Annotated in this window: 14 protein-coding genes; 9 read left to right on the forward strand and 5 right to left on the reverse strand. The window is 72.0% G+C overall.

Going from position 1 to position 14,049, the window contains the following annotated elements:
• The first annotated feature begins 68 nt into the window (after positions 1-68).
• On the forward strand, positions 69-1,550 hold the full coding sequence (locus ABZ810_RS45005) for a pyridoxal-dependent decarboxylase (RefSeq protein WP_358414014.1): 1,482 nt from the start codon (positions 69-71) through the stop codon (positions 1,548-1,550).
• Between the two features lie 34 nt (positions 1,551-1,584).
• The gene (locus tag ABZ810_RS45010) at positions 1,585-1,782 is read left to right on the forward strand and encodes a DUF5302 domain-containing protein (RefSeq protein ID WP_358414017.1); all 198 of its coding nucleotides are present in this window, start codon (positions 1,585-1,587) and stop codon (positions 1,780-1,782) included.
• An 86-nt stretch (positions 1,783-1,868) separates the two neighbouring features.
• On the opposite strand, the gene ABZ810_RS45015 is transcribed toward ABZ810_RS45010, so the two are convergent.
• The gene (locus ABZ810_RS45015; protein WP_358414020.1) at positions 1,869-2,507 is read right to left on the reverse strand and encodes a pyridoxamine 5'-phosphate oxidase family protein; all 639 of its coding nucleotides are present in this window, start codon (positions 2,505-2,507) and stop codon (positions 1,869-1,871) included.
• Positions 2,508-2,720: 213 nt separating this feature from the next.
• Between ABZ810_RS45015 and ABZ810_RS45020 the strand changes: the two genes are divergently transcribed.
• A complete protein-coding gene (locus ABZ810_RS45020; RefSeq protein ID WP_358414023.1) occupies positions 2,721-3,338 on the forward strand; it encodes a TIGR03086 family metal-binding protein in 618 nt (205 codons plus the stop codon).
• On the opposite strand, the gene ABZ810_RS45025 is transcribed toward ABZ810_RS45020, so the two are convergent.
• From ABZ810_RS45025 to ABZ810_RS45035, 3 genes are all read right to left on the reverse strand, one after another.
• A complete protein-coding gene (locus tag ABZ810_RS45025; RefSeq protein WP_358414026.1) occupies positions 3,328-4,365 on the reverse strand; it encodes an MBL fold metallo-hydrolase in 1,038 nt (345 codons plus the stop codon). The genes ABZ810_RS45020 and ABZ810_RS45025 overlap by 11 nt on opposite strands.
• A 76-nt stretch (positions 4,366-4,441) precedes the next feature.
• On the reverse strand, positions 4,442-5,317 hold the full coding sequence (locus ABZ810_RS45030) for a hypothetical protein (RefSeq protein WP_358414029.1): 876 nt from the start codon (positions 5,315-5,317) through the stop codon (positions 4,442-4,444).
• Positions 5,318-5,326: 9 nt separating this feature from the next.
• Positions 5,327-5,881: a helix-turn-helix domain-containing protein gene (locus tag ABZ810_RS45035; RefSeq protein ID WP_358414032.1), complete on the reverse strand. Its 555-nt coding sequence runs from the start codon at positions 5,879-5,881 to the stop codon at positions 5,327-5,329.
• 87 nt (positions 5,882-5,968) lie between these two features.
• On the opposite strand from ABZ810_RS45035, the gene ABZ810_RS45040 reads away from it, so the two are divergent.
• The 5 genes from ABZ810_RS45040 to ABZ810_RS45060 all read left to right on the forward strand — a co-directional run bounded on the left by ABZ810_RS45040 (position 5,969) and on the right by ABZ810_RS45060 (position 10,927).
• Entirely contained in the window at positions 5,969-6,871 is a 903-nt protein-coding gene (locus ABZ810_RS45040; protein ID WP_358414035.1) for a TIGR03620 family F420-dependent LLM class oxidoreductase, read from the forward strand.
• A gap of 43 nt (positions 6,872-6,914) precedes the next feature.
• A complete protein-coding gene (locus ABZ810_RS45045) occupies positions 6,915-7,265 on the forward strand; it encodes a hypothetical protein (protein ID WP_358414038.1) in 351 nt (116 codons plus the stop codon).
• Positions 7,266-7,334: 69 nt separating this feature from the next.
• Complete coding sequence (locus ABZ810_RS45050) at positions 7,335-8,114, forward strand: ABC transporter ATP-binding protein (protein ID WP_358414040.1); 780 nt, start codon at positions 7,335-7,337, stop codon at positions 8,112-8,114.
• A 2-nt stretch (positions 8,115-8,116) separates the two neighbouring features.
• The gene (locus tag ABZ810_RS45055; protein WP_358414043.1) at positions 8,117-10,669 is read left to right on the forward strand and encodes an FtsX-like permease family protein; all 2,553 of its coding nucleotides are present in this window, start codon (positions 8,117-8,119) and stop codon (positions 10,667-10,669) included.
• A 51-nt stretch (positions 10,670-10,720) separates the two neighbouring features.
• Positions 10,721-10,927 (forward strand): DUF5988 family protein, encoded by a 207-nt coding sequence (locus ABZ810_RS45060; RefSeq protein WP_358414046.1) that lies wholly within the window; start codon positions 10,721-10,723, stop codon positions 10,925-10,927.
• A gap of 1 nt (position 10,928) precedes the next feature.
• On the opposite strand, the gene ABZ810_RS45065 is transcribed toward ABZ810_RS45060, so the two are convergent.
• Positions 10,929-12,254 carry a M20/M25/M40 family metallo-hydrolase gene (locus ABZ810_RS45065; protein ID WP_358414049.1) on the reverse strand — a complete coding sequence of 442 codons (1,326 nt, stop codon included), beginning with the start codon at positions 12,252-12,254 and terminating at the stop codon, positions 10,929-10,931.
• 198 nt (positions 12,255-12,452) lie between these two features.
• On the opposite strand from ABZ810_RS45065, the gene ABZ810_RS45070 reads away from it, so the two are divergent.
• Positions 12,453-14,045, forward strand: coding sequence for an ABC transporter substrate-binding protein (locus ABZ810_RS45070; protein WP_358414052.1), 1,593 nt, complete (start codon positions 12,453-12,455; stop codon positions 14,043-14,045).
• Positions 14,046-14,049 lie beyond the last annotated feature (4 nt).

Consider the following 14,049-nt stretch of genomic DNA (forward strand, 5'->3'; position numbering starts at 1 on the left):
CGCACCGGCCGGGGCGCCGTGACAGGCCCTTGGGAACGGAGCCCGGACGGATCGGAAAAGATGGGGTCATGAGCGGTCATATGACTCCGGAGGAGTTCCGGCGGTACGGCAGGCAGGTCATCGACTGGATCGCCGACTACCACGAGAAGATCGAGTCGTATCCGGTGTCGTCGCAGGTGCGGCCCGGGGAGGTCGCCGGCGGGCTGCCCGTTCACCCGCCCGAGCGCGGTGAGGGGTTCGACGGGCTGCTGGCCGACCTCGACCGGGTGATCATGCCGGGGATCACGCACTGGCAGCACCCGGACTTCTACGCCTACTTCCCGTCCAATTCCAGCGGCCCGGCGATCCTGGGCGACCTGCTGTCGGCGGGCCTCGGCGTCCAGGGCATGTTGTGGGCGACCAGCCCGGCCTGCACCGAGCTGGAGACGCGCGTCCTGGACTGGCTGGCCGAGCTGCTCGACCTTCCGCCCGCCTTCCGGAGCGGCGCCGCGGGCGGGGGAGTGATCCAGGACTCGGCGTCCAGCGCCTGCCTGGTGGTCATCCTGGCGGCGCTGCACCGGGCGGGCGGCGGCGCCCCGGCGCGGGACGGGATCGCCGGCCGCCACACGCTCTACGTCAGCTCGCAGACCCACTCCTCGCTGGAGAAGGCCGCGCGCGTCACCGGCATCGGCGCCGCGAACGTGCGGGTGGTGGACGTCGACCCGGTGACGCTGGCGATGGACCCCCGGCACCTGGACGCGCTGCTCGCCGAGGACCGGGCGGCGGGCGCGGTGCCCGTGCTCGTGTGCGCCACCGTCGGCACGACGTCCACGACGGCCGTCGATCCCGTGCCGGAGATCGGCGACGTCTGCCGGGAGCACGGGGTGTGGCTGCACGTCGACGCCGCCTACGCGGGGTCCGCCGCGGTCTGCCCGGAGTTCCGCTGGGTCAACGCCGGGCTCGCCGACCACGCCGACTCCTACGCGACCAACCCGCACAAGTGGATGCTCACCAACTTCGACTGCACCGCGTTGTGGGTCGCCGACCGGGAGCCGCTGACCGGGGCGTTGTCGATCCTGCCGGAGTACCTGCGCAACTCCGCCACCTCGTCCGGCGACGTGATCGACTACCGGGACTGGCAGATCCCGCTGGGCCGCCGGTTCCGGGCGCTGAAGCTCTGGTCGGTGATCAGGTGGTACGGCGCGGAGGGGCTGCGCGAGCACGTGCGCACCGGCGTCCGGCTCGCGCGCGACCTGGCCTCGTGGATCCGCGACGACCCGGACTTCGAGCTGTTCGAGGAGCCGCGCTTCGGCCTGGTGTGCTTCCGGCCGCGCTGGGACGGGCTCACCGGCGAGGAGGGCGACGCGGCCACCCTGCGCGTGATGGAACGGCTCAACGCCTCCGGCGACCTCTACCTGACGCACACCAGGGCGGGCGGGCACGTTTTGCTGCGGATGGCGATCGGCGGCCCCGCCACCGGTGACCGGCACGTTCGCGCAGCCTGGGAGCGTGTCCGTGAGGAGACCGGGCAGGTGCGGTTGGGCGGTCGGGCGGCGGACGTGCGAGGCTAGAGGAGCTGGCACTACGAGAGCGGGAGGTCCGCACATGGCCGACTCGGCAGATGATCGAGAAAAGACCGAGGGCACCGAGGACGAGGTGAAGCGCAAGTTCCGGGAGGCCCTGGAGCGCAAGCGCGGCGAGGCGGACCAGCACGCGAACGGCGGGGGCAAGAGCGGGTCGAAGGTGCGCGGCGTGCACGGCCGCGCCGACCACCAGCGCCAGTTCCGCCGCAAGAGCGGCTGAGCCGGGCCGGCGGCGTGCCGCCACCCGAGGGATCGCCCCGGCGCGGGCGCGACGGCATGGGCCGCCGCGCCCGCGCCGGACGCGTCTCAGCCCGCGTACAGCTTCCTGCCGTAGTTGCCCTCGGAGTAGTAGGCCTCGAGCTCGTCCAGGCTCTCCTTGGTCGACTGGACGTCCTTCACCAGGCGCGCGTGCGACGGCAGCACGTCCGGCGCCCAGGTCCCGGGCTTCCAGAGGCCCGAGCGCATGAACGCCTTGGCGCAGTGGAAGAAGATCTCCTCGATCTCGACCACGAGCGCCAGCGCGGGCCGGTGGCCCTTGACGACCATCGCGTCGAAGAACGGCGCCTCCCGGACCAGCCGGGCGCGGCCGTTGATCCGCAACGTCTCGCCGCGGCCGGGGATCAGGAAGATCAGGCCGACGTGCGGGTTCTTCAGGATGTTGCGGAACCCGTCGGCCCGGCGGTTGCCCGGCCGGTCGGGGATCGCGATCGTGGTGTCGTCGATGACGTGGACGAACCCGGCCGGGTCGCCCTTGGGGGAGACGTCGCAGTCCCCGCCGGGGCCGGACGTGGCGATGAGGCAGAACGGCGACGCGGCGAGCCAGTCGCGGTCACGCTCGTGCAGGCGGGGGCGTTCCTTGTTGGCCGCGCGCGGCAGCACCTCGCCGAGGAGCTCGCGCAGTTCGGCTTCGGACGTGACCTCGATGAACTCGCCGGCTTGCGTCATCGCCGTCCTTCCGGTCGTGGCGGGTAAGCAACAAGGGTATATTTCGCCCCTTTCGGTCGGTCGTACGGGTCTCGCCGGGCCCCGCCGTGGTCCCTGGGCTAATCGTCGCCCTGGACGTGGAACGCCGTTCGGGTCGCGATGACTTTTCGCGCGGCGGCGGGTCTTCATTGGTGAAGGGAGGCCCCCGATGACGACGACGGTGCGGCGAGGCCGGTGAACGCGGCGGAGGTGGCGGCGCTGCAGAAGTACGGTGCCGGGCTGCTGGGCGCGGCGATCGGTCACGCGCTGGAGGTGGTGGAGGACGTGACCCAGGATCTCCTGGCGCGGCCGACGCCGTGCCGAGGCTGGAACCTGCGCATGTTGTTCCTGCACGTGAACGACTCGCTGGACGCCCTGTACGAGGGCTTCGACAGCGGCGAGGTCACGCTGCTGCCCGAGGCGCCCCCGTTCGACCCCGGCACCGACCTGGTCGCGGCGTTCCGCGACCGCGCGCGGCGGCTGGGCGAGGTGTGGAGCGGCGCCGGCGACGGGCTGGTGACGGTGGCGGGCTGCCCGATGCGCGCGGGCATGGTCGCCGGCACCGGCGCGATGGAGGTCGCCGTGCACGGCTGGGACATCTCGCGGGCCTGCGGCGACGACCGGCCGATCCCGGCCGGGCTCGCGCACAGCCTGCTGCGGCTCAGCCCGATGCTCGTGGCCGACGACGTGCGGCACGGGTTGTTCGCGCCGCCGGTCGAGGTGCCGCCGGACGCCTCACCGGGCGACCGGCTCGTCGGCCGGCTCGGCCGGGACCCGCGATGGCGGGCCGCGGACGATCCGGTCAGCCGCTGATCGCGTACGTGCGCACGCCCGCGGTCTCGTGCGCGTCCAGCACACCCCGGTCGACCAGGACGTCGAGGTGGGCGTCGATCTCCAGGACGGCGAGCATCTGGCTGAAGACGTCGAGGTCGTCCAGCTTCCGCCGGCGGCGGGTCCACGGCATCGCGCGCGCCACCTCGAAGGCGGTGGAGTGCCCGGCGCGGATCTGCTCGGCGGCCACGTCGAGGCGCACCCGGTGGTGCTCGACGAGCTCGTCGACCCGGGTGTGCACGCTGGGCGTCACGGGGCCGTGGGCGGGCAGCAGCAGGGTGTCGGGCATGTCGCGGACGATCCGCAGCGACTCCAGGTAGCTGCGCAGCGGTTTGGGCTCGGGCTCGGTCTCCAGGCCGATCGAGGGGGTGATGTGCGGCAGGATGTGGTCGCCGGCGAACAGCAGCCCGGCGGCCGCGTCGCGCAGCACCACGTGGCCGCGGGTGTGCCCGGGGGTGGCGAAGACGTCGAGCCCGCGCCGCGCCAGCGTGACGCGCTCGCCGTCGTCCAGCCAGGCGTCCGGCAGGGTGTGCGGCATCGTCCGCTCTTCGGCGTTGACCTCGAACGCCGCCACCTGGTCGGCGACCTCGGCCGCGCCGCAGCGGCGCAGCAGGTCGGCCTGGCGCGGGTGCAGCCCCTTGGTGACGTCGAACGCCTCCAGGGAGGCCTGCTCGCCGCGGCCGATCCGCACCCGGGTGCCGAACGACTCGCGCAGGGCCAGGGCCTGCGAGTAGTGGTCCCAGTGCGCGTGCGTGACCAGGAACTGCGCCACGTCGTCCAGCCGGTGGCCGAGCGTGCGCAGGGCCTCCTTGAGCGACTTGCGGCTGTCGGGCATCGCCCAGCCGGAGTCGACGACGACCACGCCCTCCGGGTCCTCGATCACGTACACGTTCACCGCGTGGAGCGAGGGGATGGGCAGGGCGAGCGGGATCCGGTGAACACCGGGGGCGATCGGGTGAGCACCCGGCTCGGTCCAGTCGTCGGGCTGCTCGAAAACCGGCTCCGCCACCGTTGGCCCTCCCATTTTAGAACTTCGTTCGGTCAGAACCTACTGTAAGGCTTTGTTCCGATTTGTAACCGGGGGGCTAAATCTGGGCGGCGGCCGCTTCGCGTTCGGCCTCCTGAGCCGCCTCCGCCGCCCGCTCGTGGGCCCGCTCGGCCTTGGCGAGCCTGCGCCGCGCGGCCTCCTGGCGCTCGGCGGCCTCGTCCAGCTCCCGCTGGAGCCGCTCCACCTCGTCGGACGCCTCGGCGAGCTCCCGCCTGGCCTTCGTGGCCTCGTCCTTGCGCTGGGCGAGCGCCTTCGCCGCCTCCCGGGCCAGCCGCCTGGCCTTCTCGGCGCGCCTGCGCGCCAGCTCCGACACCTCGGGCGCCCTGGCCTCCGGCGCCCCGGCCCCCGGACTCCCCGGCTTGCGTGCCCTGGCCTCCGGCGCCGAACGCCCGGTCGCGAGGCCCTTGCGCCCGGCCGGAGGGCCGGCCGCGGGGAAGCCGAAGCCCGCCGTCCCGAACCCGCTGTGGCTGCGCGGCTGGGCCAGGTGCCCCTCGCGGACCTCGTCGGCCACGTCCTCGTCCACGGTGGCGGCCTGCAGCGTGTCCTCGACCTCGCGTACGGCCTGGTCGCGCAGCGGGTTGCCCGCCTCGCCCGCCAGCCGCTTGGCGGTCCGCACCAGCAGCGCGATCAGCTCGCTGCGGCGCTGCTCCAGCCCGCCGATGTGGCCGCCGGACGCCCACGCGGCCCGCAGGTCGGCGCCCACGTCCAGCAGCCAGCCCAGCTCCTCGGCCGACTCGTGCGCCAGGAGGTCGACCGCCCACGCCGACAGGGTCGGGCGGCGCAGCGCGCCGATCGCCTTGGCCAGGTCGGCGTCGCCCGACTCCTTGGCCTCCTGTACGAGCTCCTTACGGCGCGCCACGAACTCCGCCGGGGCGCCCCCGTACAACTCGCGCGCGGCACTCGAGAGGTCCACACCGGATCTCTACCCGCTGCGCAGCCCGTCGAGCATCACCGCGAGCAGCCGGTCGGCCTGATCCGCGTCGGCCGCCGTCGACAGCGCGATCCCGGTCACCAGCTGGAGCAGGTCGCGGGGCGTGAGGTCGGGGCGGGCGGATCCGTCGCGCTGCGCCCGGCCGAGCAGCCCCGCCGCCGCGTCCAGGATCGCCTGGTGGCAGTCGAACCCCAGGTCGGGCGGCTGCTCGATCATCAGGTAGCCGGTCAGCCCGTGGTCGGTGCGCGCGTGCCGCAGGAACGCGCGCAGCCAGGAATCGAGCGCCTCGCCCGGTGAAGCGGCGGCCGCCAGCTTCTCCGCGCGCCCGCACAACGTCAGGACGCGGTCGCGCAGCACCGCCGCCAGCAGCGCCTCGCGGGTGGGGAAGTGCCGGTAGAGAGTGCCGGGGCCCACGCCCGCCCGCCGGGCGATCTCGTTGAGCGACGCCTCGGGGCCCTCGCCGGCGAACGTCTCCCGCGCGGCCGCGAGCAGGCGCTCGTGGTTGCGGCGGGCGTCGGCGCGCTGGGGCCGGGCGGCGGGCGTCATGACCCCCATCCTAGTCAAGCGGAGAAGTTCTCCGTATAGTCGCTCACGATCAAACGGAGAACCTCTCCGGAAAAGGAGCGTGCATCGATGACGAACGACGAGCTCGGCCGCGTCGGGATCTGGACCTTCGCGTTCGACGCCCAGCCCGCGACCCGGGTGCGGGAGGCGGCCGCCGAGCTGGAGGAGCTCGGGTACGGGGCGTTGTGGTTCGGCGAGGCCTTCGGCCGCGACACCGTCGGGCAGGCGTGGCTGCTGCTCTCGGCGACCGAGCGGATCGTGGTCGCGGCGGGCATCGCGAACGTGGCGTTCCGCGACCCGATCACGATGGCGGCGGCGGAGCGCACGCTGGGCGAGGCCTTTCCCGGCCGCTACGTGCTCGGCCTCGGCGGGCAGCGGGTGAACGCCGAGAGCGGCGTCCTGGACGGCCACCCGATGCCGCCGGTCGGCCGTGCGCTGCCGATGATGCGCGGATACCTGGACGCGATGGACGCCGTCCCCGCGCACGGCCCGGCCGCCGACCCCGCGCCCCGCCGGGTGCTCGCCGCGCTCGGCCCCAGGATGCTCGAACTGGCCGCCGAACGGACGTGGGGCGCCCATCCCTACTTCGTGCCGGTCGAGCACACCGCACGGGCCAGGAAGATCATGGGGCCGGGCGCCTTCCTCGGGGTCGAGCAGGCGGTGGTGCTCGACACCGACCTCGGCCGGGCGCGCGAGCTGGCCCGCGAGCACGTCGACGGCTACGCCCAGATGGCCCCTCATCAGGAGGCGAACATGCGACGGCTCGGGTTCGGCGACGAGGACCTGGCGGGCGGGGCCAGCGACCGGCTGGTCGACGCCGTCGTGGCGTACGGCGGCGTGGAGGCGATCGGGGCCCGCGTCCGCGAGCACCTGGACGCCGGCGCCGACCACGTCTGCCTTCAGGTGCTCACCCGCGACCCCGCGGAGCTGCCGATGCGGGAATGGCGCGAACTCGCCGCCGCCCTGGTCTGAGGCCTAAGCTGATCTCCCCCTTGACCCCCGGGAGTACATGACCATGGCCGACAACATCAGGCTGCACGTGAGCGGCACTCCGGACCAGGCCCGCGTGCTGATCGAACAGGTCCTCCAGGCCGACGGCTTCCGCTTCACCTGGGAGCAGCCGGGCAAGGCCCTGATCGAGAAGGGCAGCCGGGGGAAGGCCCTGCTGCTCGGCGTCTTCGCCCTCCACTACCGGTACAACCTGATGATGTACCCGCAGGAGGGCAGCGTCGTGATCGACATCGGCCTCGGCGGGACCGGCCTGCACGGCGGCGCCGCCGGCGCCATCAAGATCCGCTCGAAACTGGACGACATCCAGCACCGGCTGTCGGCGGCCTTCCACTCCGCGGGCGCGCTGATCACCTGATTGGGGTCTTGCTTCCGTCCCCGCCCCGCAGGAGAGTCGCATGTGGGCGGGGAATTGGAGCGGAGGCTCATGTCCGAGGGACCCGGCGAGACCGAAGGTACAGGCGACGGCGCGGTCGCCACCAGGGAGATCGCGTCGCGCGCGGTGGCGATCAGCAAGGTCTACGGCTCGGGAGAGACCGCGGTGCGGGCCCTCGACGAGGTGAGCGTGGACTTCCCGGCCGGCCAGTTCACCGCCGTCATGGGGCCGAGCGGGTCGGGCAAGTCCACCCTGCTGCACTGCATGGCGGGGCTCGACCGCGCCACGAGCGGCGAGATCTGGATCGGCGACACCGAGCTGGGCAGGCTCAACGACCGGCGGCTCACGATGTTGCGGCGCAAGGAGGTCGGGTTCGTCTTCCAGGCGTTCAACCTGATCCCGACGCTCACCGCCGCCGAGAACGTGGAGCTGCCGCTCGCCATCGCCGGCGACCAGGCCGAACGGTCCTGGTTCGAACGGGTGACCGGCGAGTTCGGGCTGTCCAAACGGCTCAAGCACCGGCCCACCGAGCTGTCGGGCGGTGAGCAGCAGCGGGTGGCCGTCGCCCGGGCCCTGCTGTCGCGGCCGACCATCGTGTTCGCCGACGAGCCGACCGGCAACCTCGACTCGCGGACCAGCGGCGAGCTGCTGACCTTCATGCGGCGGTCGGTGGACGAGTTCGGCCAGACGATCGTGATGGTCACCCACGACCCGACCGCGGCCGGGTACGCCGACCGGGTGCTCTTCCTCGCCGACGGCCGCATCGTGGACGAGATGGCCGAGCCGACGGCCGAGAAGGTGCTGGAGTTCCTCAAGGGCCTCGGGGACTGACCATGTGGCGGGTCACGATGAAAGGCCTGCTCGCGCACAAGCTCCGGCTGGCCCTGACCGCGCTCTCCATCGTGCTCGGCGTCGGCTTCGTCGCGGGCACCTACGTCCTCACCGACACCATCAACAAGACGTTCACCGAGCTCTTCACCGAGACCACCAAGGGCATCGACGTCGCCGTCCGCGGCAAGGAGGCGTTCGGCGGCCAGGAGAGCGCCGAGCAGCGGCAGCCGCTCCCGGCCGCCACGCGCGACCGGATCGCCGCCGTGCCGGGCGTCAGGGCGGCCGAGGGCTCCGTCACCGGCTACGCCCAGTTCGTCGGCAAGAACGGCAAGCCCGTCTTCACCGGTGGCGCGCCCACGCTGGGCGTCTCCACCTACTCCACGCCCGGGCTCAACGAGGGCATCTCGCTGCGCAGCGGGGGCCTGCCGCGGGGCGCGGGCCAGGTCGCCGTGGACGCGCGCACCGCGGAGAAGCAGGGCTTCACGGTCGGCTCCAAGGTGAAGATCCTCTTCCAGGGCCCGGCCCGCGAGTTCACCGTCAGCGGCGTGGTGGGCTTCGGCGAGGCCGACAACCTGGCGGGCGCGACGCTGGCGGCGTTCGACCTGCCCACCGCCCAGAACGTGCTCAACCGGCGCGGCGTGTACGACGAGATCGACGTGGTCGCCGCCGAGGGCGTCAGCCCCGAGACCCTGCGCGACCGGATCCAGGCCGCGGTCGGGCCCGGCTACCAGGCGCTGACCGGCGAGCAGTACGCCGAGGAGAACGCCAAGGCGGTCGGCCAGTTCACCAACATCATCAACATCGCGCTGCTGTCGTTCGCGTTCGTGGCGCTGTTCGTCGGCTCGTTCATCATCGTCAACACGTTCTCGATCATCCTGGCCCAGCGCACCCGGGAGCTGGCGCTGCTGCGCTGCCTGGGTGCGTCCCGGCGGCAGCTCATGCGCTCGGTCCTGGTCGAGGCGGCGATCGTCGGCCTGATCGCCTCGCTGATCGGGCTCGGCGCCGGCATCCTCATCGCGATCGGCCTCCAGGGGTTGTTCGAGGCGCTGGGCGCCGACCTGCCGACGACGTCGCTGGAGATCAGGACCCGCACGATCGTCGTCGGGCTGGTCGTCGGCCTGGGCGTGACCGTGCTCGCCTCGCTGGCGCCCGCGCTGCGCGCCACCCGGGTGGCGCCCGTCGCCGCCGTGCAGGAGGCCACCATGGCCGCGCCCGCCAAGGTCGGCTGGATGCGCGTCACGACCGGGGCCCTGCTGTCGGTCCTCGGCCTGGCGGCGCTGATGGTGGGGCTCTTCGCCGACGAGGCGGGCAACCGGCTGGTCACCGTGGCCACCGGCGCGGTGCTGATCTTCCTGGGCATCGCGGTGCTCAGCCCGCTCGTCGCCCGGCCGCTGTCGCGGGTGCTGGGCTGGCCGTTCGCGCACTGGGCCGGGCAGCCGGGCAAGCTGGCCCGGCAGAACGCGATGCGCATCCCGCGGCGGACCGCCTCCACCGCGGCCGCGCTGATGATCGGCCTGGCCCTGGTGAGCCTGGTGACGATCTTCGCCGCGTCGCTCAAGGCGTCCACGGCCAAGATCCTCGACCAGGTGGTGGCCGCCGACTACATCCTCACCGGCCCCACCGACAGCTTCGCCGGGTTCAGTCCCGAGGTCGTCAAGCAGATCTCCGCGCAGCCCCAGATCGAGGCGGCCACGGGGCTGCGGTCCGGTGCGTTCAAGCTCGCCGACGGCACCGGCAAGAACCTCACCGGGATCGACCCGGTCACCTACGACAAGACCGTCCGCACCGACACCACCTCCGGCAGTCTCGCCGCTCTTACCCAGGGCGGGCTGGCGGTCCGCGACGACGTCGCGGAGGCCCAGGGCTGGAAGGTCGGAGACCTGGTCACCATGCAGTTCCCGGTCGGCGGCACCGACCGGATACCGCTGCGCGCGATCTACGAGGACAACGAGCTCAACGGCGAGTACATGCTGGCCATGCGCGACTACCAGCGGCACTACCAGGACCAGCTCGACGTCTTCGCCTTCGTCAAGTCCAAGCCGGGCGTCTCGCCCGCCGACTCCCGCGGGGCCGTCGACCGGGTGGTCGCCCAGCATCCCGGCGTCCAGGTGCGCGACCAGGCCGAGTTCAAGCAGGAGCAGGAGAACCAGATCAACCAGATCCTGATCCTTTTCTACGTGCTGCTCGCGCTCGCCGTCGTCATCGCGTTCATCGGCATCATCAACACGCTGGCGCTGTCGGTCCTGGAACGGGTGCGCGAGCTGGGGCTGCTGCGCGCGGTCGGCATGACGCGGCGGCAGCTGCGCGCGATGATCCGCTGGGAGGCGGTCATCATCTCGGTCCTCGGCGCGGTGCTGGGGCTGGTGGTCGGGGTGTTCTTCGGCTGGATGATGGTCGCCGCGCTGGAAGAGGAGGGCATCACCGAGTTCGCCCTGCCGGTCGGCACCCTGATCGGGCTGGTCGTGGCGGCGGGCCTGGTGGGCGTGGTGTCCGCGGTCCTGCCCGGCCGGCGCGCCGCCCGCATCGACGTGCTGAGGGCGGTGACCACGGAGTAGTGCCCCCGATGGTCATTGGCCGGGCCGCCGGGCCGTGTGACCATCCGGGGCATGAACACACCGTTGAAGGCTTTCCTGGAAGGCGGCCCGGCGGACCTGCCGGAGCGGGTCGTCAGGATCACTCCCCCCGGTGTGGAGGTGAAGCTCCCGTTCCGCGGCGGCTACGAGCACTTCAAGGTGACGCCGCGGCATCACGACACCGCGGAGGGCTCGCTTCCCGTCTTCGAGTGGACGTCGCGCACGACGATCGCCGAGTGAGCTAGCGGGTGCCGAGGAAACGGTCGAGGACCCGGGTGCCGAAGCGGAGGCCCTCGACCGGGACCCGCTCGTCGACGCCGTGGAACATGCCGAAGTAGTCCAGATCGGGGGTCAGGAGCAGCGGGGCGAAACCGAAGCTCCTGACGCCGATGCGGTGGAACGACTTGGCGTCGGTGCCGCCCGCCATGACGTACGGGACGGGCCGCGCCCGCGGGTCCTCGGCCTTCAGCGAGCCGGCCAGCGCGGCGAAGGTCGCGCCGGCCGGGTCGGCGGAGGGCGCCTCCTCGTAGTTGATGAAATCCCGGGTGACCCTGGGGCCCAGGAGCCGGTCGACGGTGGCCAGGAACTCCTCGCCGGTCCCGGGCAGGTACCGGCCGTCCACCTGGGCGGTCGCCGTGCCCGGTACGACGTTGACCTTGTAGCCGGCGTCGAGGCGGGTGGGGTTGGCCGAGTTGCGGATCGTGCCGGCGAACAGCGTGCCGACACGGCCGAGCCGTTCGGCCTCGGCGTCGAGACGGTCGTGGTCGATGGTGGTGCCGAGCGCCTCGGCGAGGCCGTCGAGCAGCGCCCGCACGCCGGGCGTGAGCCGCACCGGCCACTCGTACGAGGCCAGGCGCGAGATCGCGTGGCACAACTCGGCGACCGCGTTGTCGGGGGCGGGCTTGGAGCCGTGGCCGGCCTTGCCCTCGACCTTGAGCCGCATCCACGTGGTGCCGCGCTCGCCGGTCGCGATCGGGTAGACGCGCCCGCCGCCGGCGGTGACGCTGAAGCCGCCCGACTCGCTGATGGCCTCGGTGCAGCCGTCGAAGAACTCGCGGTGCTCGGCGACGACGTACCGCGACCCGTAGTCGCCGGTGCACTCCTCGTCGGCCAGGAACGCCAGCACCAGGTCGCCGCGCGTCCGCCGGTCCTCGCGCATCCGCTGCCGCACGACCGCCAGCGTCATCGCCAGGGTGCCCTTCATGTCGACGGCGCCGCGGCCCCAGACGCACCCGTCGCGCACCTCGCCGGAGAACGGGTGCACCGCCCACCCGGCCGGGTCGGCGGGGACCACGTCGAGATGGCCGTGGATCAGGAACGGGGGAGCGGACCGGTCGGTGCCGGGGATCCGGGCCAGCACGCTGGCGCGGCCGGGCGCGGACTCCACGACGGCCGGATCGACGCCGGCCTCGGCGAGCAGGGCGGCCACGTGCTCGGCCGCCGGGCGTTCGCCGCGGCCCCGCCCCTCGCCCTCGTTGGTGGTGTCGATGCGCAGGAGATCGGCGCAGATGCCCGCGACCTCGTCCGCCGCCACCGGCCGCTCGCGTACTACCTGCGGTTCGGTCACGCTTGTCGCCTTTCGCAGGGTCCCTTCGTTTCCAATGGGCACTGACCTTAGCCAATGAAGATCCAGTGCGGGTGATGGTCTCGATCGGGTGACGAATCGTTGAGGGCCGTACCGAAACTGATCAAGCGGGTCCACGCTTCCTCCAACGCGCCGGTCAGTGCCGGACCGGGCGTGCGCGGAATGGCGTGAAGGAGGACCATGACCAGCCTCAGAGTGGTGGGCGGGCTCACCGCGGTGGTGCTGACGGCGTCGCTCGGACTGACGGCGTGCGGCGGTGGTGGCAAGGCGAGTGACGGGACCTTCATCGCCGGCCACCCCGAGCCCGACCACCTGATCCCGGGCAACACGACCAGCAGTTACTCCTGGGACGTCACCGACGAGCTCTTCGAGAACCTGGTGAGCCTCGACAAGACGGGCAACGCGGTCAACGCCGCCGCCTCGTCGGTCGAGACGACGGACCAGAAGGTCTGGACGATCAAGGTCAGGCCGGGCCAGAAGTTCCACAACGACGAGCCGGTCACCGCCGCGAGCTTCGCCGACGCCTGGAACTACGCGGCGTACGGCCCGAACGCCTTCGAGGGCAACGACTACTTCTCGCAGATCAGGGGCTACGCCGACCTCAACCCCGAGGACGAGAAGGCCAAGCCGGCGACCGACAAGCTGTCGGGCGTGGAGGTCGTTGACGACGCGACCCTCAAGGTCACGCTGGACGCCCCGTTCAGCCAGTTCAAGCTGCTGCTCACGCACCCGGCGTTCGCGCCGCTGCCCAAGGCCGCCTACACCGACATCAAGGCGTTCGACAACAAGCCGATCGGCAACGGGCCGTACATGATGGACGGCGCCTGGGAACGCAACAAGCAGGTCAAGCTCAAGGTCTTCGCCGGCTACACCGGCACCCGCAAGCCCAAGAACAAGGGGTTCACCTGGCGCAGCTACGCCAGCCAGGACACCACCTACACCGACCTGCGGGCCGGGCGCATCGACCTCATGCAGTCGATCCCGGCGGCGAAGGTGCCCGAGGCCAAGCGGCTGATGGGCGACAAGGCGCTCGGGCGCGCGACCGGGACGTTCGACTACCTCGGCTTCCCGCTCTTCGACAAGCGGTTCGACAACGCCGACCTGCGCAAGGCCATCTCGATGGCCATCGACCGCAACGGCGTCAACAAGGCCGTCTACGGCGGCGAGTACACCGTCGCCGACTCGCTGCTGCCGCCGATGATCAAGGGTCACCGGCCGGGCGCCTGCGGCGAGCTGTGCACCTACGACCCGACCAAGGCCAAGCAGCTGTACGACAAGGCCGGCGGGTTCAAGGGCACGCTGGAGCTGTACTTCTCCAACGCGCAGCCGAGCTACGAGCAGTGGATGCAGATCGTCGCCAACTCGCTCAAGCAGAACCTCGGCATCACCGACATCCAGTTCCGCAAGATCCCGGTCTCGGACTACCTGTCGACGCTGAGCGACAAGAAGGAGAAGGGGCCGTACCGGCAGAACTGGGAGGCCGACTACCCGAGCGCCCAGAACTACCTCGAGCCGCAGTGGCACTCGGACAAGAACCGCATGGGCTGGACGAGCAAGGAGTTCGACGGCCTCATCGCCAAGGGCAACGGCGCCGCGACCGACGACGAGGCCGTCAAGTTCTACAACCAGGCCGAGGACGTCGCGCTGCGCGAGGCCCCGCTCGTCCCGCTCTGGATCTGGAAGAGCTACGGCGGCCGTTCCACCAAGATCGACGGCGTCACCATCACGCCGTTCGCCAACGGCCTGCTGGCCCACGAAGTGACGGTGAAGTAAGCGG

It is taken from the genome of Spirillospora sp. NPDC047279, assembly GCF_040643285.1.
Taxonomy (GTDB): Bacteria; Actinomycetota; Actinomycetes; order Streptosporangiales; family Streptosporangiaceae; genus Spirillospora.